Here is a 22,650-nt window from a genome sequence, read left to right as displayed (position 1 = left end):
ACCGTCCCATTCTACAGAAGGTCTCTCACTTCGTTCGAGAGGACAGGTGAGATGTTTATACGAACTTGACTATTGGAGCTAGATTCTCTCTCGTTCCTACCCTAGTGGCAGATTCTACCTGTCGTTCTATCCCCTGACCTGTCATCCAGAGCGAAGCGAAGGACCTTATTGACTTAAGGAACTTACTTGGTCATGAAAACTGCCAAAGTCGTTCGGCTCTAGCCGATAGGAGGCGAATCAGTAGCTATCCACAAAAAACGGGCCGGGCCACGCTGGTAGCAATAAAGCATGTCCCTTTTCACCTCTGGTGTGAGACTGCCTCTTGTTCCAACAAAAACGGCAGGTTTTCACCTGCCGTTAGTCTTTTATTATTATCCCAAAGTGTTTCCCCTTTTTAGTTCAGTAACTACAATCTACTTCAGCAAAAATCAGGGTTTTGGAATGGCGTTTTCCCGTTTAAAAACCGTTGATCGGCGGCTGACCGCCGAAGCTCCAAACCAGCCCATCGCTCTTGGACCATCGGCTCTTTTGTTGGAGATATTAGTGGGAACGTTGGCAGGAGCCGTAGCAAACAAGCCCTGATTTCCCGCCTCTGACCGAACTGCGTTAATAAATTCGTGCGTGGCTGGGGTAATGCTAAATAACTCTACCCGAAGGGAGTCATTTTCGCTGAACAGCTTATTCAGGTTGATGGACCGACGAATCGGGAGAATAAAAACCAGACCATCGGTGCTTCCGCCTTTGCTGAAGCCACCATCGTAAGAAATGTTCAGGTCGGTTGCTTTTCTATCGTACCGTGTTCCGTTTTTATAGGCTTTAATCCAGTAACAATCATCGGACCCTTTAAAATCAGTACTGTAAAACTCGGCTACATAGCCTTCTTTCGGACTATCCTCAGCCACGAAAGTGGGCTTATCATAATAATACGTGATCGAGTCAATGGGGGGCACGCGTTTTACCTGCGTTTGAGCTTCGTAGGTTTCGTTATTATACATTACCGTCAGTTTGTAACTACCCCCTACGCGACCAATCGCTTCTTTGGCGACGGGCTTCCAGGTATACGTTCCATTCCGGGTCTCATCCAGAAAAGTATACACTTTCCCCTGATCATCCGTAACGGTTACGGTGGCTCCAGTGGCGGGTAAAGCCCGTGAGTTATCAAAGTAATTCTGAGAAAGTGTTAACTTAATATACTGAGGTGCAGACTGGTCGGTTACCCAGCCATCGATTACTAATCGGGTCGGGGCCGTTTCAGTTTTTAAGTTAATAACGTCCTCACAAGACATCAAAGAAATGCTCAGTAAAAGCAGAAGAAAAAAACTATATCGTTTCATGGTTGAATCAGAACTTAAAGTTGTAGGTAATAGAAGGAATCAGCGAGCCTAGTACGGCATAACGAACGGCTTCGGTGCGAAGCGGATCGTTCTCATTCTGACGAACAAAAACCGAGAAAGGATTCCGACGATTATAAACGTTGTAAATCGAATACACCCACTCGGCATCGCCTTTACCAAAGAGCTTCTTCTTCGCCTTACGCGTTACCGATAAATCCAGTCGATGGTACCAGGGAATACGGCTTCCATTACGGCTATCGTAATAGTTATCGCCAATGATGATTTCCTGACCCGGTTCTCCCCCACTCCATTCACTTCGGCTGGTGGGATAGGTGGCAGGCGTTCCCGAGGAAGCAGCGAAGTTTGCCGAGAATGAAAGCCGGTCGTTCACTTGATAAATTCCTACGGCTGTCAGGTTATGCGTTTTATCAAAACGAGCCGCAAACCACTTATTATTATTGATGCCATCCACCAGACGCTCCGTGCGAGCCAGCGTATAACTCACCCAGCCCGTCAGTTTTCCTTCGTTTTTCTTGAGGTAGAACTCGGCTCCATAAGCCCGACCTTTGCCGTATAATAAATCTCCTTCAACAAATCGATTCAACAACAAATCCGAACGTCGTACATAATCAATCTGATTTTGCAGGTCTTTGTAATAACCTTCAATGCTAAACTCGTAGGCGTTGTTTTTAAAGTTCTGGAACCAGCCTAAAGCCACTTGGTCGGCCAGTTCGGGTTTGATATTTGACGAAGAAAGGGTCCAGACATCCAGCGGTGACGAAGCAGCCGTGTTGCTCAGTAAATGCAGGTATTGAGCCATACGGTTGTAACTCATTTTAATCGATGCATTCGAGTTGACCTGAACTTTGGCTGAGAATCGAGGCTCCCAGTTACCATAGGTCTTCAGGACACCACTTTCCACGCGAGTGCCGGGCAATTGCGGTTCCAGGTGATCACCGGGCGTGGTGGGAAGGTAGGTAATCAAATCGCCCGGAGCCAGACTTCTGAACATGGAATACCGAAGTCCATATTGCAGGGTTAATAGCTTTCCTATGCGTTGCTCATTAGCCACGTATAGAGCCGACTCATCTCCTCGGCGTCCTTCCAGACTAATATCAACGGTTTCTCCTACCGAACGGGCGATAGCCTTACCCGGAGCTGAATCATAATAAATGTACTGTCCCCCGAAGGTTAACTGATTACTGGGCGTCAGGAAGTACGTGAAGTCTGCTTTGCCACTCGCACTTTTGATTTGCGAATTCCACTTGAAGCTATCCCGTGGACTGGTATCAGCTCCCAAGGAATACTTATAGTTGGAGTAATAACCGGTTACATTCAGGAACAGGCGGTTACTAAAGATGTGATTCCAACGCGTCGAGACGGTGCCATTTCCCCAGTTAAAACCAAAATCACCGCCCCCAAAGTTATCCCGGCCAAAGTAACCCGAAACGTAGAAGGTATTATTGTCATTAAGCTGGTAATTACCTTTAGCCGTCAGATCGTAGAAATTAAAGACGGCCCCTTTCAAATCTCCCTTTAAAAAGGGTTTAGCCAGAATATCCGCGTACGAACGGCGACCTGCCACAATGAAGGAACCCTTGCCATTAAAAATGGGACGCTCATAAGTTAACCGACTGAAAATTAATCCAAGTCCCCCTTCAATCTGCTGTTTTTTAGAGTTTCCTTCTTTCATCCGAACATCCAGAATCGAAGAAATACGGCCCCCGTAATTGGCGGGAATGCCGCCTTTGACAAGTTTTACATCTTTAACGGCATCCGGGTTGAAAACGGAGAAAAAACCAAACAGGTGTGAAGAGTTGTAGACCGGAGCTTCATCCAGCAAAATCAGATTTTGCCCTACATCGCCGCCGCGAACGTTAAAGCCGGAAGCTCCCTCGCCTACCGTCGAAACGCCCGGCAGCAACTGAATACTTCGCACTAAATCGACCTCGCCCAGCAAAGCAGGCATTTGTTTAATCGTCTTGATGTCAACTTTATTAACCGACATCTCCACCGATTTTACGTTTTCGTCTGCTGCCTGACTTCGTACGACGACATCCTGTAGTTGGATGCCTTCATCCTTCATTTCCAGGTTTAGCGTAACGTCCTTTTGAGTCAAATCCACTTGCTTTTCCTGACGCTGATACCCCACAAAACTGTATACCAGCGTATAGTTTCCTTTGGGCAGAGTAATGGAGTAGAAGCCGTAGCTATTCGTAGCGGCTCCCGTGGCTTTTTCTTTCACGAAAACCGAAACGCCGATGAGTCCTTCGCCGTTGGCGGCATCTTTGACATAACCGGAAATTGTTGCTTTTTCAATAGATTGGCCCAAAGCTGTTTGTACGAAAAAACAGCCCAATAACCAGAGAGGAAGAAGTTGTTTCATAAGTTGTTGATAAAACCAGGGGGTTATGGCTTAAAAACCACCCTAGCGGATAGATTGTAAAATACGACCAAAGATGGGGCGTATGTACTGAAGGTTGTACTTTTTTGTGATAACTGGAGAATACCAGCGATTGCTGGATAAAAAAAATCCCCGGAGCTACCGGGGATTTTTTTATCGATTGCGATTGGTGTAGTAAAGCACGAGCCTTACCCGATCGGAGGAATAATTTCGATTCCCCAGAGATGTTCGCGAGAAATTCAGATACTGTTGAGCTCCTACGCCGGGTGTCAGAATGATGGGAGCTAACTGCGTTTTGCCCGACATCAACTGATTAAAGTAGTTCGTTACATTGAATGTGTAATGATCTTTTGTTTCATATATCGAACTTTCCGTCGTATAGGTGGCCGAAACGGGGGTTAACGAATTAGTGATCGTTTCGATGGGCTGACTGGTAAGGATATCATTTACCGCATTCGTCTTGTACAAGTACAAAGTATTGGGAGGCAGTGCATTATCTCTAAAGTTCGTTCGAACGGGATCGAATATTAACTCCGCCCGATTCACTCCTAAGATCGCATCTCTACTCATCAATACATTGTCGAAGTAGGGGAACTCAACCCGCGTCCGTAATGGTCCGCCCTGCGTAATGTAAGCGACATTTCCAGTCAGTGAACTATTCACAGCATCCGAACGATTTTTCAGATTTGCCAAGGGCGTACCTTTATAATCAAAGCCGTAACGTGTATAATGCTTGTAAGAAAAATCAATGTCTATTTTCTCTGACGTTACGGTCGTAGAGCTATTATCATGGAAATAGAGTCGGATGAGACTTCTACCCGTATTGACACCAAAGCCTACGATAACATTTCCAGCCGAAGATCCTTTGAACGCTAAGCCAGGTAAGACCTGCTGAAGCGTTTCATCATCACGAATGGTGCGAGTCTTTAATCGGTCAAAAAGAATGGCTCCCAATGAATCCTTACGGATGCGAACAGTGGGGGTTCCTCCTTTGCCGGGATAAAAGCTTTTTTCTGCCAGCGGTTGCGTTGCATAACGAGCAGACGTATTCGTATTGTAATAAAGCGTACCGGAAGCTAAGGGCGTCGTCATGACGTGAGCACTTAGCTTAAAGGTCTGAACACTATCCCCATACGAATAAGACAGGGGTAAAATCAGAACGGTAGAGTCAAGTACAATTGAAGATGCTCTGGTATTCAGAGTATTACTGGGAAATGTAGGAGAAGCGAAAGCGGTAAATTCCTGCACACCCGTATTGGCATCCCTCCAACGACCTGCATATATCATGGAATCCGCAGAAGTTATAGCCGTATCCGTTACGGCTACTGTGGATAGTTTTACGGTAAACGTATCAACCATCACCACCGAAAGATTCGCGTCAGGAATAACTTCAGAACCTAAATTAAGGTCTCCTTTCTGGCAACTCCCTAATACATAGAGCAAACTTGCTACAAAGCATAGCAATAGCCAGGATTTCCTATTCTTCATTGATTATTTTTTGAGTAAACAAAACCGGGAGCAGGCAATCTACCCACTCCCGCTTCTTACTTGCTTAGGGTATTTCTACACCCAGTTCCTTAAGTTCTTCAACTGTTAGTGAAGGAGGGAATTCTTGGTTTTCTATTTTATGCAGAACCAGTTTACCGGCAGCTTCTGCCTGTTCTGCATCTTTGAACCCTTTTTCACCATCAATGCCCGGAATCATGGGCTGACGGATGTAAGGTTTCCCCTGGTTACTGATCTGATATCCCCAGCCGATGTCCGTCTTAAAAACAGAGACTTCATAAGAAGAGGAACGGGATTTCCAGAAATAGAAACTTACCGCGATCAGGCCAATAATGAATAAAAACCAAACCCAACGCTTTCTAAACATGGCTATTATTCAGCAACAACCCGCTTTTTGGAAGGATCGAAAGCATAAATATCATCATAACGGGTACTTGAACCACCCGTAGTGATGTATCCAATGTTATTAATGGAGAAGCTTACGGCTAAAGATCTGATAGATGGCTTCACTTTCCAGGAACCTGTAGAAATATCCTGAACTTTTGTCCAGATATCAGTAGCGGGATCATAAGACCATACGAAAGAATCTCCACCTTCACCCATTAACAGATAACCGATGTTTCCAATTACAAAAGTACTAGCATTTCTGCGGGCAATCGTGGATTGATCAGAAGTAAAGTCCAGTTTTTGCGTCCAAACTTTCGTGGCTGGATCATATACCCACCAATCTCTTTGGCTAGAACCGTTGTTCTCACCCGTGCCAACGTAAGCAACATTGTTAATAACCATTGACACTGCTCCGCGACGTTTCACACCAGCGTAGCTCGTTTCTTTAGTCCAGGCGTCAGCAGCGGGATCATAAGAATAGATATCGTTCACATAGTTACCATCATAACCTGTTCCAACATATCCTTTATTATTGATTACAAACGATACAGAACCAGAACGAGCACTACCCATATAATCGGCAATTTTCGTCCACTTATTTGCTGTGGGATCGTATGAATAAAAGTCTTTTAAGTATTGGTTGTTCGCATTTTGACCCAAGCCAACGTAACCTTTGTTATTGGCAGCGAAGCCAGATCCTAATGCACGGGCAACACCGGGGAAGTTCGCTTTCTGAGTCCAGGTATTCAACTGAGAATCGTACTCCCACATGTCAGATAAACGCTCACTGTTGCTGTTTAAACCTGTGGCAACATATGCCTTCGTTCCAATAACAAAGCTGGCAGCACCTCCACGGGCTACTCCTTCAAAGTCTGATTTGCGAGTCCAGTCACCAAACTCAGTGGTGTCGTTGTTTTTGCCACAAGAAAAACCGATGGCTGCTAAACCAGCAATCATTAAAAGGGAACGGTTCATAGACCGGAATCCACGAGAAATACTACGCACAGAGGTGGGATTTGAAAAAATAGACATCATTGAAAAGTCAGACCGTTTCATTTAATTCGGTATGATGAAAAAGTTGATTAATAGATTAGTCCACTCGTAAGCTCCGCTTGATCGGTACCTTCGCTTTCTAATCCGGGAATGTATGTAATGGAGTGATTCACTGGAATCATACTCGGTTATACAAATCCTTTTTACTTGTCAGCTTTCGCCTAATAAAAACGCAAAAGTAATCTTATGTTTTTAGGAAATAAAACCCTCAGTCGAAAAGCTGCTTCCGCTCGTCATTTTCAACTCCGATTTATCGCCCTTCTTTCCTTTGACCTTTTCCCGTTTTCTAGGATGCAGCTTTGATAAACTACTGATTAAAAGAACATTACCCATTAAAAAACAATAACTCTCTTACCTTTAAGTATCCTTTCCCGAAAACTTCATTCTTTTCAGGACTCGGAAATAAATTCTACTTCAGGCTAATTACTAGCTTTATTAACGTTGCTGGCGGCTTTTATTGTACGGTTTTTCCGAAAAAAGCTACTCGTGTTTGTTTACCTGTAACACTTCCAGTATCTGAGGCAGGTACTGTTCACTGACCGGAATGCTGTTCCCTGCGACGGTAATCTTCAGTTTCCGAATGGCATCCACCCGATCGGTCGCAATGATGTACGACCGATGCACGCGTAAAAATGCCGGAGCAGGTAATATTTCTTCCAGGTTTTTTAGGGTCATCCGGGTAATAACCGGGCGACTATGAACCGTGGTATGAATCTTCACGTAGTCTTTTAGTCCTTCAATGTATAAAATCGTTGGAACCTGGATTTTTACCAGTGAGTAATCGGCATGGACAAAAAAATGATCTTCCGCCGGAGCCGTTGTCACCGCAGCCTTCGTGCGGCTAAAAAATTCTCTGGCTTTTTCTGTCGCCTGTAAAAAACGAGCCATTGGTACGGGCTTCAACAGGTAATCGAGCACATTCAGGTTAAAACCTTCGAGAGCGTATTGCTCATAAGCGGTCACAAATATAACCTGAGGCCGTTGCGTCAGAGATTTCAGAAATTGCGTGCCCGTGAGGCCCGGCATCTGAATGTCCATGAACAATAAGTCAACCGTTTCACGATTGATTACTTCCAGCGTTTCCAGGGCATCTTCGCAGGTGGCAACCAGCTCCAGATACGGTACTTTTTTAATATTATCGGCGAGTAAGGCCAAAGCCAGTGGCTCGTCATCTACGGCTACGCAGCGGATTTTATTCATGAAAACTTTAGGGTTAATTGAACTTCATACCAGCCCTCCGACTCCACGATGTTGAGTTCGTGTTGGGGATAGAGCAAATTCAGTCGTCGTTCTACGTTTTTCAACCCAATACCAGAATGATGATCTTTCGGGTCATCAGGTTGCATGCTTACTTTATTTTTTACCAGAAAATACAAAATATCCTCTTCAATGCTCAGTTGAACACTAATCGTAGGCTGATGAATCATGCCGATTCCGTGCTTGAACGCATTCTCGACAAAAGGAATCAGTAACATAGGTTCAATCGAATGATTCCCGTTAATGGGCCCCGTGTTAAAGCCTACCTGTACTTTTTTTCCCAGACGGAGGGTTTGCAGATCAATGTAACTTTTCAGATAGCTAATTTCCTGATCAATTGGCACTTTCGCTTCATCCGATTCGTATAACATGTATCGCATTAACTCGGCTAGCTGAATAGTGGCGGGCTCCACAGACTCGGGTTTGAACCGGGCCAGCGATACAATACTATTCAGAATGTTAAAGAGAAAATGAGGACTAATCTGAGAACGGAGAAAACTCAGTTCAGACTTGAGCCGCTCGTTTTCACGTTCTTTCTCGGATTGTTGTTTTCGGTGAAAATCGTTCAGAATCTGATACGTCGTACTTAACGAAAAAATGAATAATACCGGAAAAATGGTTCCTAGCATAAACCGGACGTTGGTCAGATCAGACTCCAGGGACTGCGAGCGTAACCCCACCGAAATCAGAAACATCACCAGCACCGAACTGGCTACCGTTACCAGGTACACGCCAATGCCTCTTTTCTCCAGTACTTTAGGAATCAGTATCTTGGTATTCAGATAGAAGAATAGAACCGCCATCAGGTTCAGGGCCACCATGTAACTGGGTTCGGGTGGTTTGCCCGACGGTGGCCGATGAGGTCTGGGCTGCGGTGTAAATACCAAAGGCCAAACCACGAACAGGCTCCAGAATAACACCTGAAGCAGGCTTCGCCAGGCTCTTGAAATACGTATTGAAAAAGGGGTAACCATCTAAGGGTAAACTACTTATTCGATTTGAAAAGTATGTAAGTTCCACAAAAGATGCCATACCCCCTGCATCCCGCGATGAGAATCTTCCTTTTTTCGACGGGAATACCTAAAAAACCGATCAGCTCTAAGAGACTTTTCAAAATCCCCAATCGACGAACGCTATACAAGTCATGGCTTTTAAAACCTTCTTCAATTGAGAATGGGAAGGCAATTACTTGCCTTCGCTTTGGATGAAAGAGCGGTGGGGTATAAACAACGCTCCTTAAACTGTCATCTCTCACTTCGTTCGAGATCTTCTGTAGAATGGGAGGATGCTAAAAGTTAGTAAGGATTCTATGAGACCATAGTAAGATTCTTCGCTCTGAATGACAGCCGTGTATAAGATATTCATGCGGCTTTGTTACCTCCATATTATTTTCATCGCCCAGCCAGACGCGATGAAGTTGCATCTTTACCTAATCGCAGTCGCTCGGCTCTGGCCGAGTGACGACATAGGCTGCCAGGCTTCTAGCCGATGTTAGCAAGCACGTTTTTGTTTTGAAAACTGCTCTGTAACTAAAGATAGGGTCGCATCCTATCCGCCTTTTTGCTAGCAAGAATAGGGAATCTCGCACCAGTGGTGCAGGGAGACGGTTCGATAATCTCCCTGCTTTATCCAAATTGTCATATTCAGACCCTTTCTAAGGCCAAAACGGCTTTTCTTAGAGCTGATCGGCTTTTATACTAGGAATTAATCCCGGCGTACTGTACTTCCGCCTGAGCTTTGCACATCCATTCTGGGATTACCCCGGTACCATAATGCACTGGCTCCGGCGGCTCTTACTTTCAGATTTTGAGAAGCGGTTACTTCGGCCTTACTCGCCCCTGACAAATCCACGGCAGCATCATAGACTGGAAATTCAAAGGCATCCAGCTCCGAAGCTCCCGACAGAATAACATCCATTTGGTTCGCATACCCCTCTAATTCCAGCTCGCTGGCTCCCGAAAGATCAGCGGAGAGAAAGTCAACTGTTCCACTAAACCATAGCTCAGAAGCTCCTGAGAGTCTTACATCTACCTGAGGTTCCTGCTCAAAACCTGTAATATCGGCCTCTACTGCTCCCGAAAAATCTACCGATTCCAGATAAGGCATGGTAATCTCCAGCTCCATATCATACTGCCGATTGCGATTATGTCGGTAACTAATGCGTAACTCATCATTTACTTTTCGAACATCCAGATCATCTACATCGGCCCGGTGACCGTGGGCAACGATGCGATACGCATTCCCCTGAACGACAGAAACCTTTAAGCCATTACTCATGGCGAGGCGATCGAAGTTGTTTAGCGAAAAGTCGGCAAAGGTTTCATCATAAGGTCCAACATTATCCCGGCTACAGGAATTCAGGGCGAGGAAGGTAACGCCCCAGACTAGATACTTTTTCATGGCTTTATCAGAAACTATAGATAGATTGAATACATAAACTTCTCTCGAAACGCATCATTAGTCTACGTTATTGGGATGAATAACTAGTTTTCTTGGGTAAGTGGTTTTTTGAAAAGTCGTTTTATACTCCCTTTTTCATTCGGCTCTGCTTATATTTCGTTTTCCAATCAACCACTGGTATGCGTTTACTTGTACTAATCTATCTTGTTTTCCTTTCTGAAATTGCTTCGGCTCAGTTAGAAGCAGCGTATAGCTCCTACCCTTTCAACCCGCTGGCTATTAACCCCGCTTACGCCGGAAGTCGCGACGTAACGAGTCTAACGTTCATCAATCGCCGTCGCTCAGTGTTTTATCGAAATACTTATAGTTCTCAATATTTTGCCTTTGATGCTCCGGCGGGAGAAAAGTTTGCGGTTGGCTTCCAGGCTTTCCGGGACCCTTATTCCGTTGCGTCTGTAGGTTTTTACGGAACCGGAGCCTATCGTCACCGGATTTCGGAAAATGAAATGCTATCAATCGGAGCTCAGGTGGGGATAACGCAGGTGGTTCCACCCAACAATTTTATTGGTAATAATGTGTATCCCGTCAGTGCCGGATTAGGAGTTCAGTATAAAACGCCACGTTATTACGCCGGACTTTCGGCCCAAAATCTGGTCGGTTCTAATAATTACTACGATAATCTTCGACCTGTTTTTCTGACGGGTGGCTATCTTTTTGATGTGTCGGAAGAAGTAAAGCTCAAGCTAGCTACGCTCGTTCGCGGACAGACACTTGAATCCCGTTTTAAGGCCAATGCTGACGTTAATGCAACGGTGTGGATAAAGCAGGTTGGGATTGGACTTTGGTATCAAAGTACGCTCAAAACGCTGGGTGGACGAAGTGGCATTCTCGGAACCGCCGAAGTTCAGTTGGGGGATCGCTTCCGCGTAGGAGCCAGTTACGATTTCAATTCTACCCAAACCGGAAGCTTCGGCTTTAATACCACAGAAAGTACGATCTGGCAGTTTTTCCTACGGTATGAGTTTGACAACGGAACTGGCAAAGTCGGACAGATGCGGTATTTCTAATGCACTCACTGATTCAGGAATTCAGTAACTTCTTTTTTCCATTTATCCGTTTCATGACGGCAGAACGACTGGTGACCCGATTCTTCGTAGATCACCAGTTTTTTGTTTGTAGAGCCCAGGTTCTTGAAAATACGGTCCGTTTCAGCCTGCGAAACCCGTGGGTCATTGCGGCCCCATTGCAACAATACCGGCATGTCAAACTGTTTTGCGTAAGTGGAAGGCTGATAGGCCGCCCCATCCATATCCCGCTCCAAACTTCCGTAGAAAAGTAACAGACTCGTGATGGGTTGCACCGGAATATGCAGCGACCGCAGTCGGCCTTTAATGGCCTCTTCCAGCGTTCCGAAAGGGCATTCAATGATTACCTTTTTAGGTTTTAATGCATACTCCGGTACGGCTTTTAAAATGGTAGCCGCTCCCATCGACATCCCCCAAAGGATAATATTCGATTCGCCTCTGGCTTTTACCCAGTTATACACCGTTCGAAGATCATCGGTTTCCTTGTATCCAATCGTACAGACATTTCCCTCGGACTGCCCATGAGCCCGAAAATCAAAGAGAACCGTCTGGTAACCTGATTCATGAAAGTACCGGGCTTCCGCCAGCACCCGCGATTTATTGGAACCATGCCCATGCCAAAGAATAACCGTGCCTTTCGATTTTCCCCGAGCCGGGCTAACCCAGCCCACCAGTGTTTGCTGAGCCGTATTCTTTAAGCGAACGGTTTGATAAGGAAAATCAGGCTTTTCTTTCACGGGACGCTTAGGAGCCCGAAAACCAAATAAGGCAGCAGAAATTTTCTCTCCGGCAGACATCTGCTCAGGGCGGCGAAAAACAGCCTCCTGCGGCTCGTAGAAATACGTAAATCGATACGCCTGAAAAGCCATCAGAACGTTGAAAAACAGGAAAAGAACCAGCAAAAACCAGCCAAGAAAACGTAACGTTTTTTTCATGATTAATACGCTGCCCTCTGAAATAATAAGTAGTTAATCGTTTTTAGCCGCTTCAGTTATTAGTTTACAGTCTAATAGTCAGCATTTTATAAACGAACCTTTTCTTATTGAGTTATTACAAGAACTTAACTGCAACTATTTACCAGTAAATCCTATCCCTCTCTATTTGACCATTTCCATCTGTAAACGAGTCTCCTCGATATCCAGCTCGGCTTCTATTTTTCTTAAAATCTCTTCGCTTACTGTTCCTTTACGATGAAGCTGGCTGATTACTTTGCGTTCCACTTCAATAACGTCCAATTGTACTTGCGTGAACTGATTGAAAACCCGCAGGGCCCGGTTGTCAGAACTAGCCCATTCGGTCCTGGGAAGTTCGGTATGCTGAAGTCGTTCAAAACGATTCTGGTAACTATTTCGAATTCGATTTAACACTACATGATCAATGTCCTGCAAGTTATTTTCGATGTGTACCATTACTTCGCTGATGATCTGCGAACGTACCTCGTATTCTTCCGCTAACAGGGAGTATTTCGGAATTTTCAGCTTACGAATAACCCATGGAAGCGTTAATCCCTGGGCCACCAGCGTAACCATAATCACGCAGAATGTCAGGAAAATAATTAGGTTTCGGTTCGGGAAAAGCTCTCCTGAAGGAATGGTTAAGGGAATGGACAAAGCAATGGCCATGGACACTACCCCTCGCATGCCTGACCAGCCGATAATAATCAGGTTCCGGCGGTCCAGTAACTCCCGTTCGTCTTTTTTATGAAAAAGAAATTTCGGTCGAATAGACGCAGGCAATACCCAGATAAACCGAACGACGATCACCGTTAAGCTCACTAACAGCCCATATTTCATAAGAATGAGCGTGCCGTGAGTCGTTACCATGTCCAGATCCGTCATGACGACCCGAAGCTGTAAACCCAAGAGAATAAACACGAGTCCGTTCAGGATAAAGCCCACCACTTCCCAGACGGAATTGGCCTGAATCCGGGATTCGGTCGAGAACATTTCCGAAGAACGATACGATAAGTACAAACCGGTAGTTACTACCGCCAGAACGCCAGAAGCGTGGAAATGCTCAGCCAGCAGGTACGAAGCGAAGGGGGTTAATAAGGTAAGCGTTACTTCGACCAGGGACTCGCAAACAAAATATTTATGGATCAGGTACAGGACATAACCCACCAGCAAGCCACAAGCTACGCCAACAATTACAACGATAAAAAACTGTAATCCGGCATCCCAGAAATTAAAAGCTCCGGTTAAAATAGCGGCCAGAGCGTAACGATAAACAATCAGTCCGCTGGCGTCATTCAGTAAGCTTTCTCCTTCCAGAATGCTGATGATCCGTGGGTTCAAGCCTAAACCTTTCGTAACCGACGAAGCAGCAACGGCATCGGGAGGCGACACAATAGCTCCTAACAAAAAGGCCTCCGCCCAACTGATATTCGGGATCATGGAATGCACCACCCAGCCTACGCAAAGGGTGGTGAAAACAACCAAGCCCACTGCCGCCATGGTTATTGGGCGGATATTGGCCTTGAATTCATGCCAACTGGATTTCCAGGCCGCTTCGTATAGCAAAGGTGGCAGGAAAATGAAAAAGATAATGTCGGGATTCAGAACCAGCGTTGGTAAGCCGGGAATCTGGCTTACGATAAGGCCCACCAGAACTAAAGCGATGGGAAAAGGAAAATGACTACGAAAGCTAAAAACGGCTAGAAAGGTGACGCCAAAGAGTAATAATACGATAAGCTCAACAACCTCGATACCCATGAATGTTCGATTAATGATCCCGGAATTAGGCGGAAATTTTAGCTGAAATGAGGGTTAACGATGATGCCCAGGCAATTGCCGAACGGATCCCAGACGGTAGCCACCCAAATATCTCCGCCTACTTCGTGCGGAGCTTCGTGTTCGGTGGCCCCCAGCGATACTAACCGCTGATAGGACTCATGAATGTTTTCAACTGCCCAATAGGTGATTACTGAAGCTTTTTCAGGATACGGCGTATCGGTCGGGTGCAATCCTAACTCAAAACCTCCGACGTTGAAACCCACGTAGAAAGGCTCATCGAAATAGGGAGGTGTTGCTAACACTTCGGAATACCAGTTTTTAGCTTTAGAAAGATCATCAACGAGATAAACGGTGGTACGGAGTCCCTGAAGCATAGATTGATTGGTTTGATGACCTAAAGTAATAAGATTTTCGATAGTAAATGAAACAAGATATGCTTAATACAGGCCCATTAACGCAAAAGCGGCTCGCCCTTAGGGGCAAGCCGCTTTTTATAACTTTCAGAATACCTTAAGCCAATTCTGCTTCTCTTGAACTTCTTCTTCTCTTTCTCGAGATTTCCATCTTTACCGGTTCGTTATCAGGAGTACTTTCTCGTAAGAAAAAAGTTCCGCTACAATGCCGACAACGGTAATACTTCAAAGGAATAAAGCCCGCCAGTTTTTTAACATGTTCAGGGCGATTGATTCGCTCAATGTGAATAGATGTTTTGCAGCTTTTGCATTCGCACTTGCCTTGCATTTTTGAAACTAACCACACCATGTAAATAACATAGCCACTTAGTAATGCAACGCCTCCGATAATAAAGATCCCAGTCATAGTTAAACTTATAGTGGACGGACAGATGATAGGAATCGCCTAAAAAAACTGTACTACACAGTAGTATAAATACGATCTGGAGGACCTTTTGGTTTATCTTATAGGATAAAAATAACGAAAAACGCGACGAAATCACGAATGATGTCGTCGCGTTAACAAATATCAACTCTATTCTTAGTATTTCCAGCGTACAAAAGCTTCCACAGCTTCATACTCCGCTAACCCCAGTTTGTTGTATAAATTCGCCGTTGCCTGGTTCCGATCTTCTGCTCGTTGCCAGAATTCACGGGAATCTGTACCCTGATACACAACACCATCTTTTTGTGACTGGTGTTTGAAAATACCGTGACGTTTTTTCAATACCTGATCAGGAGACATGGGAACGGCCATTTCGATCATATCGATTGCCCATTCATCCCAGGCACCTTTGTATAACCACACCCAGCAATCCTTCATGAACGCTTCGTCTTTCAAACGACGAACGGCTTCCATCACCGCATCCAGACAAACTTTGTGCGTTCCGTGTGGATCGGCCAGGTCGCCGGCAGCGTAGATTTGATGAGGTTTGATTTCACGAATCAGATCCATCACAATTTGAATATCTTCTTCGCTCAGTGGTTTTTTCTGCACTTTACCCGTTTCATAGAAAGGCATTTTCATGAAGTGAGCATTTTCAACCCCATTTCCTACGAAACGACAGGTTGCTTTTGCTTCACCTTCCCGAATAATTCCTTTCACTTGACGAACTTCAGGCGTATCACTTTCTGAGTCTTTTTTCGTCCGCAGGTGTTCCGCAGCATTTTTGAAGATTTCTTCTGCTTTTGGACTATCGATGCCAAACTGACGGTTATAATCCACAACGAAATCAATGAAACGCATGGCTTCATCATCCGCTACGGCAATATTACCAGAGGTTTGGTAACCTACGTGAACCTCGTGTCCCTGATCTACCAGACGCTGGAACGTACCACCCATCGAGATAATGTCATCATCAGGGTGAGGGCTGAAAATCAGACAACGTTTTTGGGTAGGTAATGCACGTTCTGGACGATTGGTATCGTCGGCGTTAGGCTTGCCACCGGGCCAACCCGTAATCGTATTTTGTAATTGATTGAAGACTTCAATGTTCAGATCGTAAGCCTGACCTACCTGAGCCAGCAATTCTGAGAGTCCGTTATCGTTGTAATCACGGTTGGTTAACTTCAGGATGGGCTTATTCAGGCTGAGAGAAAGCGTAGTGACGGCTTTCTTAATCATGTTTTTGTCCCAGGATACCTCTTCCACCAACCAGGGCATCTTGCGACGGGTTAAGTCAGCCGCCGCAGATTCGTCCAGTACGAACTGTACGTTGGGATGTCCTTGCAGGTAACTGGCAGGAACCTGATCCGTTACCGGGCCTTCAATAGCCTGGTGAATCATCTTCGCTTTGTGCTCACCCCAGGCCAGCAGGATTACCCGCTTGGCTTTCATGATCTGATTTACACCCAGCGTAATGGCTTTCTTAGGAACATTGGCCAGACCACCAAAATCCAGAGCGGCATCCGCACGAGTGGTTAAGTCCAGAGTCATCAGACGAGTGCGTGAGTTCACGTGAGAACCAGGCTCGTTGAAACCAATGTGACCATTACGACCAATCCCTAATAATTGGAAATCAAGTCCGCCTAATTCGTCGATCTGACGTTCGTAGTTCTGGCAGAACGCAGGAATCTGAGCAGGAGACAGCGTTCCATCCGGAACGAAATAGTTATTCTTTGGAATGTCTACGTGATTGAACAGTTGTTCCTGCATGAAGCGAACGTAACTCTGCTGTCCATCAGGCTGCATGGGATAGTACTCATCCAGGTTGAAGGTAATCACGTTGTAAAAGCTCAAACGCTCCTCGCGGTGAAGACGGATCAATTCTGCGTATACTTTCTTGGGTGAAGAACCAGTGGCTAAACCCAACACGGCAGGTTTTCCCTGTAATTGTTTGGCACGAATGATTTCGGCGATTTCACGAGCTACGGCTGCTGAAGCATCATTTGAATCGGCGTAAATCTGAGTAGGAATACGTTCAAACGCGATGGGCTGATTCAGCGTCGGAGCAGCTAATAACGTGTCTGTTTCGGGCAGCATGTGATTGGGATTAGGCTTAGTTTTACAACGCAAAAGTAAAGCATTTCCTGAACAACCCAGACACGTGAAGCCGACAAATACGGTATTTTTTAAAAAAATTTAATAATTTATTTTTTTACGTCATTTCCAGAGGCTGATCTACGGGACAGAAGTACGTGGTTCGCCCCCCTACCTTTGTAATTTGTAGCTTTTGATGACAAACCGGACATAACAAATGCTGCTTTGCATCTGCATAAGGCGACATCGCCCACTCGCGGGCATGAATGATGAAACGTTCGGGAAATAAGGCATAATTAGCCTCGCAATCAATCGCCGTTTTTAGCACCAGTTGAATGGCTTCATGGAGATGCTTTACTTCCATTTCGTCCAGCGAAGCAGCCAGCCGTTCCGGGTGAATACGAGCCTGGAATAATACTTCATCCACAATCCAGTTACCAATGCCCGCAATCACCGACTGGTCCAGTAACACCGGTTTAATAAATGCCTTTTTCTTCGCCAGCGTCGCCGCGAGCGTGGGAATGGAAATGGCCAGAGCGTCTGCTGCAATACGTTTTTTCCTGAGGTATTCCGGCACGTTCTCGACGATACCAATTCGCTCGAATTTTCGCGGACAGATAAAGGCCAGCTTATACCCCGTCTGAAAATAAAAGACGATTCGGGAAAAACGGGGGCGTTCTTCTTCGAATTGATAATAGGCCAGATCGCCCGTCATGCCGAAGTGAAAATGAACATAAAAACCACCATCGGTTTGCACAAAGAGGTTTTTTCCAATTCGCTCGGTTGCAATGAATTTCTTCCCGCGTAAGCTGGCTACCAGCAAATCATAATCCGTAGTTAATAGTTTGGTATCTTCTACAAATACATCCTGAATGGGCTGATTCAGACACGTTTCCTCAAAATAGCGACGATAAGTTTCGACTTCGGGTAATTCTGGCATGAGTTTAGGAAAATAATATCCGGGCGATATGGAGCTAAACGTGTAGCATTCAGCGATTGTTTCCCGAACTTTGTCCGATGGCACTTTTTGAAAAAACCGACACTCCCGACTGGCTTTATAACTTACTGGAAGAGAAAGTACAGCAGTATAACCAACCCAATTTTATTCCTAACGATCCGATTAGTATTCCGCATCAATTCACGAAAAAGCAGGATATTGAAATTATGGGTTTCTGGGCCGCCGTTCTTGCCTGGGGTCAGCGAAAAACGATTATTAATAAATGCAATGAACTGATTCGATTAATGGACGGAGCTCCCTATGACTTTATCCGTAATCATCAACCTACGGATTTAAAGCCTTTTTTACACTTCAAGCACCGCACATTCAACGCAACGGATACGCTGTATTTCATTCACTTTTTCCAGCAGTTTTACGCCAAACATGATTCGCTGGAAGAAGCTTTCGTGGGGGAAACGCCTGTGAGCGTTCAAAAGAAAGAACCAATTCGGCACGCCGCTTTTCAAACGGAGCAGGCATTGGTGCGTTTTCATGAAGTTTTCTTTGGACTGGAAGATGCTCCCGCCCGCACCCGAAAGCATGTGGCTACTCCCGCCCGAAAATCATCCTGCAAACGCCTCAATATGTTTCTCCGCTGGATGGTTCGAAACGATACAAACGGGGTAGATTTTGGAATCTGGAATCAGCTTTCCCCCGCCGCTCTGGTTTGTCCCTGCGATGTGCACGTCGATCGCGTTGCCCGAAAATTAGGCTTACTCCATCGAACTAACACCGACTGGCAAGCCGCCTTGGAGTTAACCGAAAACCTACGCAGTTTCGACTCACAAGACCCGGCTAAATATGATTTTGCTTTGTTTGGCTTAGGCGTTGAAGGTGAGATGTAATTAAGTCTTAAGCTTGCTATGATGAGGAAGAGATGCGACGAATCACGTCTCTACACTATATTATTCTTAACTAAAAAATCCGGGGAGTTACCTTCCCGGATTTTTTAGTTAAGAATAATGGAAAATACAGTTCTTCTATTTATTTAATATCTATTCAGCTATAAAACCTAAATATCAACCCATTAACTAATAACTTAAAACTATCAACTACTCAGTAGCCCATCTCATTCAAGGCCGCCTTTGCCTTCCCATCCACTGAATTTTTAGATTCGTGTTTTTTGAAACTCATGGCTTTCTCAAAATAGCTTTTTGCCTTGGCTTTCTCATTGCGTAACTGATAAATATACCCTATCTGAAGGCAGGACGACGGAGCAAAATGCCAGTTTTGTTTCTCTCCTAACTCCACCGCCCGCAGGTACAAAGGCAGAGCCGAAACAAAATCGTTCATCCGGTGATAAATCCGGGCTTTGCGGTAATTAAACTCGGTTTGATCGTAAAGGTCCGTAAAGCTGGCTTCTGTCAGATTTTTAAGCATTCCCAGGGCCTGCTCGTAGTAACCCCCATCGCTGGCGAAACGAGCTTTCATTACCGCCCGCTGATTCGCCGTGAAGGTTACGTAAGGTTTATCACTGGCTTTTTGGGCCGTTTTGTCCGCTTCATTATTAGTTTCGCCAACGCTTTTTATCTTAGAAAAATAAGCCTGAGCCTGTTTACTGTTGCCATCCAGTTCGTAGCAAAGGTATTGTTTGTAATAGGCATCCTTAATGAAATTTCCAGAGTTATGCTGTTTCAGAAATTGCTGGTAAGCCAAGATGGCCTGGTCATAATCGCCTTTTTGCAGTAATATTTCACCTTTATGATACGTAAAGAAAGGAATAGAGAGGTATTCTCTGGAAGCAGGATGATTATTGGCAATCGCCAGGGCTGCTTCACCGTATCCTTCTTTCATTAAGATCGAATTGCCAAAAAACTGGATCAGCAGGTTATCATCATTCTGATTCAGGAATTTTTGAAAGTCAGTAACTTCGCTTTTACTTAACCGCAAAACATACGCCTGCATCAGGTATTCTATTAACTGAGCCTCAGATTTGAATAAAGGCTCTTTTACGGCTACCGAATGAATTTCCTGCAAGCCTTGCTGAATGTTTCCGCGTAAACCCAGCAATTTGGTAACCCAGCGGTAACTCTCGGGCGTGGAGCCAATCAGCACGTGCAACATTCCCAAAGCTTTCTTGTTGTACGTGAACTGTGGGAATTTTTTAGCATTCTCGTCCAGCAGTTTATAGGCTTTAATTACATCCCAGGCTCCCGGTACTTCTTTACCAAATTTGATCTTCACAAACGCCCAGTGCATTTTAATTTCGGCCCGCAAACAGCGATTCCAGGGTGATTCCTGATCCATATCCTCCAGCCGCTCCAGCCGCTGTTCTCCTTTTTTCACCAAAGCCTCGTACGAACGTCGGTCTTCCGTTAGCAGTAGGTATAACATATCAGCGTAATCATCCAGATACAGAGCTACGCCGTTGGTGCCGAGTTCAGAGCTTAACTCCTGCTGGCCTTTGGTAAGTTTCAGTTTAAAAATATCTAGATAAGCCTGCTGAGTTTTGGTATTCCATTCAAAATCAGAAGCATATCCATGAAAAGATGCAAAGAAAAGGGTAAAGAAAAGTAGCCGTTTCATACCGTAGGGAAAAGGTTAAAACAAGAAAAACCCGTCGAATATTCGACGGGTTTAGAACATTTCAATTGGTGTTGCAGTACTTAAATATTACCGTCGTGAAGTAGTAGCAACCGTTACGGGTGCATCTTCAACGTCAGCTAAAATTCTACCACAGTGTTCGCAAATGATGAGTTTTTTCTTCTCGCGAATGTCAGCCTGACGCTGGGGAGGCACCACGTTAAAACAGCCGCTACAGGCAGCCCGGCGAACCGTAACTACCGCCAGACCGTTCGAAGAGTTATCACGAATACGCTGATAAGCCACGCGTAAACGCTCTTCTACTTTCTCAGCCTGTTTTTCACGTTGTTCAGCGAGTTTTTTCTCATCTTCCTGGCTTTCACCCAGAATTACGTCCAGTTCTTTACGCTTCGCGTCCAGATCTTTCTTACGTTCTTCCAGAGCAGCCTGCGTGCTACGAATTTCTTCTTCTTTCAAACGTACTTTTTCGCTGGCCTCTGCCGTACGCTTGTCAGCCAGTTTCATTTCCAACTCCTGAAATTCGATTTCCTTGTTAATGGCATCGAACTCACGGTTGTTACGAACGTTGTTCTGCTGATCTTTATACTTAACAATTAATTTCTCGGCATCACGTTTCGCCTGGCGGTATCCGTGAATTTCCGAATCGAGTGTATCGATGGTATCCTTGTGACGTTTGATGCGGGTTTCTAATCCGATAATATCGTCCTCAAGATCCCGAACTTCTTCAGGCAAATCCCCACGAATTTTCTTGATTTCGTCTAATTGAGAATCTATGGCCTGTAATTGGAGGAGAAAATCGAGTTTTTGAGCTACCGTTGCTTCCATGAATGAGAGTTTCGAATCTATAGTTTCCAGTTTCTAGTTTAAAGACTTAAGCAGGTAATCGCTGTACTTTAAACTTCAGACTGTACACCATTACACGAAATAGTGAACCGGATTGGTGTCAGTTTTAGACAAAAGTGTCGCAAAATTAGGGAAATTTTTCGTTAGAATCTCACTTAGAAGCTCTTTCGTGAAAACTTCGCTCTCATAATGCCCAATATCGCAAATGATGAGCCGATTTTCAGCATCGAAAAACTCATGATATTTGAAATCTGCGGTTACAAATACGTCTGCCTGATGGCCTACAGCATCTTTCAGTAGAAAACTGCCCGCCCCTCCACAAACAGCAACTTTTTGCACCGTTTTGTTCCGTAAAGGTGTATGCCGAATCACATTCAATTGCATCTTATTTTTAAGATACGCCAGCCAGTCCATTTCTGACAGGGGTTCGGGTAACTCACCTATCGCACCAGAGCCCACGGTTTGATCTTCATTTTCGAGCTGGTGGAGGTAATGAGCCACTTCTTCGTACGGATGGCTTGCCCGCAAGGCCCGCATGATCGAGCTTTGCAAATGGGCCGGAAATATCACTTCAATCCGGTGTTCGTTTACCTCCTCGGTTTCGCCGGGTTTCCCGATAAAAGGCTGAGCAGATTCCGTAGGTAAAAACGTGCCCGTTCCTGATGTACGGAAAGAACAGTTTTTATAATCCCCAATCTGACCAGCTCCTGCTGCATACAAGGCCTGCAATACCTGGGTGGTGTATGCTTCAGGAACAAAAGCGGTCAGTTTCTGTAAAGTCTGTGGTTTGGGCGAAAGCACCTGAATATTAGTCAGGCCTAACTTCTCCGCAATTTTCCAGTTTACACCCCCTTTTACGCTATCCAGATTCGTGTGAATGGCGTAAATAGCAATGTCATGCTTGATGGCTTTAATAACTGTTTTCTCAACGTAATTCTTTCCGTTGAACTTTTTCAAGCCTTTGAAAACAATGGGATGATGGGCTACGATCAGGTTACAATTCTGCTCAAGGGCCTCATCCACAATTTCCTCCGTACAATCCAGACTTACTAATATATTCTGCACTTCCTGACGGGGATCTCCCACAATCAGGCCGGCGTTATCGTAACTTTCCTGATAAGCCAGCGGTGCTTTTAATTCGAGTAATCTCGTAACTTCCTGTATGGTAATCATAGGA

At 45.1% G+C, this 22,650-nt stretch carries 19 protein-coding genes; 2 read left to right on the top strand and 17 right to left on the bottom strand.

The window, feature by feature from the left end:
• Positions 1-428: 428 nt before the first annotated feature.
• The 8 genes from QE390_RS13290 to QE390_RS13255 form a co-directional block, all read right to left on the bottom strand.
• Entirely contained in the window at positions 429-1,334 is a 906-nt protein-coding gene (locus tag QE390_RS13290) for a DUF4249 domain-containing protein (RefSeq protein WP_307142497.1), read from the bottom strand.
• 7 nt (positions 1,335-1,341) lie between these two features.
• Complete coding sequence (locus QE390_RS13285; RefSeq protein WP_307142496.1) at positions 1,342-3,720, bottom strand: TonB-dependent receptor; 2,379 nt, start codon at positions 3,718-3,720, stop codon at positions 1,342-1,344.
• Between the two features lie 171 nt (positions 3,721-3,891).
• The gene (locus tag QE390_RS13280; protein WP_106635415.1) at positions 3,892-5,226 is read right to left on the bottom strand and encodes a DUF4270 family protein; all 1,335 of its coding nucleotides are present in this window, start codon (positions 5,224-5,226) and stop codon (positions 3,892-3,894) included.
• A 64-nt stretch (positions 5,227-5,290) separates the two neighbouring features.
• On the bottom strand, positions 5,291-5,611 hold the full coding sequence (locus tag QE390_RS13275) for a DUF4907 domain-containing protein (protein ID WP_307142495.1): 321 nt from the start codon (positions 5,609-5,611) through the stop codon (positions 5,291-5,293).
• Between the two features lie 5 nt (positions 5,612-5,616).
• Entirely contained in the window at positions 5,617-6,606 is a 990-nt protein-coding gene (locus QE390_RS13270; protein ID WP_307142494.1) for a kelch repeat-containing protein, read from the bottom strand.
• 558 nt (positions 6,607-7,164) lie between these two features.
• Positions 7,165-7,884, bottom strand: coding sequence for a LytTR family DNA-binding domain-containing protein (locus tag QE390_RS13265; RefSeq protein ID WP_307142493.1), 720 nt, complete (start codon positions 7,882-7,884; stop codon positions 7,165-7,167).
• Entirely contained in the window at positions 7,881-8,915 is a 1,035-nt protein-coding gene (locus QE390_RS13260) for a sensor histidine kinase (protein ID WP_307142492.1), read from the bottom strand. The genes QE390_RS13265 and QE390_RS13260 overlap by 4 nt, the downstream gene beginning before the upstream one ends.
• Before the next feature lie 730 nt (positions 8,916-9,645).
• Complete coding sequence (locus QE390_RS13255; RefSeq protein WP_307142491.1) at positions 9,646-10,341, bottom strand: head GIN domain-containing protein; 696 nt, start codon at positions 10,339-10,341, stop codon at positions 9,646-9,648.
• Positions 10,342-10,520: 179 nt separating this feature from the next.
• On the opposite strand from QE390_RS13255, the gene QE390_RS13250 reads away from it, so the two are divergent.
• The gene (locus tag QE390_RS13250) at positions 10,521-11,408 is read left to right on the top strand and encodes a PorP/SprF family type IX secretion system membrane protein (protein WP_307142490.1); all 888 of its coding nucleotides are present in this window, start codon (positions 10,521-10,523) and stop codon (positions 11,406-11,408) included.
• A 5-nt stretch (positions 11,409-11,413) separates the two neighbouring features.
• Here the strand turns inward: QE390_RS13250 and QE390_RS13245 are convergent, their stop codons facing one another.
• From QE390_RS13245 to QE390_RS13220, 6 genes are all read right to left on the bottom strand, one after another.
• Positions 11,414-12,361, bottom strand: a complete 948-nt coding sequence (locus QE390_RS13245) for an alpha/beta hydrolase (RefSeq protein WP_307142489.1) — start codon at positions 12,359-12,361, stop codon at positions 11,414-11,416.
• A gap of 162 nt (positions 12,362-12,523) precedes the next feature.
• Positions 12,524-14,137, bottom strand: coding sequence for a Na+/H+ antiporter (locus QE390_RS13240; protein WP_307142488.1), 1,614 nt, complete (start codon positions 14,135-14,137; stop codon positions 12,524-12,526).
• Positions 14,138-14,175: 38 nt separating this feature from the next.
• Positions 14,176-14,532, bottom strand: a complete 357-nt coding sequence (locus QE390_RS13235) for a VOC family protein (protein ID WP_106635408.1) — start codon at positions 14,530-14,532, stop codon at positions 14,176-14,178.
• Between the two features lie 136 nt (positions 14,533-14,668).
• The gene (locus tag QE390_RS13230; protein WP_157830210.1) at positions 14,669-14,977 is read right to left on the bottom strand and encodes a hypothetical protein; all 309 of its coding nucleotides are present in this window, start codon (positions 14,975-14,977) and stop codon (positions 14,669-14,671) included.
• 174 nt (positions 14,978-15,151) lie between these two features.
• The gene (gene nagB, locus QE390_RS13225; protein WP_106635407.1) at positions 15,152-17,092 is read right to left on the bottom strand and encodes a glucosamine-6-phosphate deaminase; all 1,941 of its coding nucleotides are present in this window, start codon (positions 17,090-17,092) and stop codon (positions 15,152-15,154) included.
• Between the two features lie 115 nt (positions 17,093-17,207).
• Positions 17,208-18,029, bottom strand: a complete 822-nt coding sequence (locus QE390_RS13220) for an Fpg/Nei family DNA glycosylase (RefSeq protein ID WP_307142487.1) — start codon at positions 18,027-18,029, stop codon at positions 17,208-17,210.
• 77 nt (positions 18,030-18,106) lie between these two features.
• Here QE390_RS13220 and QE390_RS13215 point away from each other — a divergent pair, with 77 nt between their 5' ends.
• Positions 18,107-18,931, top strand: a complete 825-nt coding sequence (locus tag QE390_RS13215) for a TIGR02757 family protein (RefSeq protein ID WP_307142486.1) — start codon at positions 18,107-18,109, stop codon at positions 18,929-18,931.
• Between the two features lie 211 nt (positions 18,932-19,142).
• Here QE390_RS13215 and QE390_RS13210 read toward each other — a convergent pair whose 3' ends face one another.
• The 3 genes from QE390_RS13210 to QE390_RS13200 form a co-directional block, all read right to left on the bottom strand.
• Positions 19,143-20,612, bottom strand: a complete 1,470-nt coding sequence (locus tag QE390_RS13210) for a tetratricopeptide repeat protein (RefSeq protein ID WP_307142485.1) — start codon at positions 20,610-20,612, stop codon at positions 19,143-19,145.
• Between the two features lie 87 nt (positions 20,613-20,699).
• On the bottom strand, positions 20,700-21,455 hold the full coding sequence (locus QE390_RS13205) for a zinc ribbon domain-containing protein (RefSeq protein ID WP_307142484.1): 756 nt from the start codon (positions 21,453-21,455) through the stop codon (positions 20,700-20,702).
• Positions 21,456-21,545: 90 nt separating this feature from the next.
• Positions 21,546-22,646, bottom strand: coding sequence for a Nif3-like dinuclear metal center hexameric protein (locus QE390_RS13200; RefSeq protein ID WP_307142483.1), 1,101 nt, complete (start codon positions 22,644-22,646; stop codon positions 21,546-21,548).
• Positions 22,647-22,650 lie beyond the last annotated feature (4 nt).

It is taken from the genome of Siphonobacter sp. SORGH_AS_1065 (assembly GCF_030818595.1).
Lineage (GTDB): Bacteria > Bacteroidota > Bacteroidia > Cytophagales > Spirosomataceae > Siphonobacter.
This window is presented reverse-complemented; position numbering and strand designations above follow the sequence as displayed.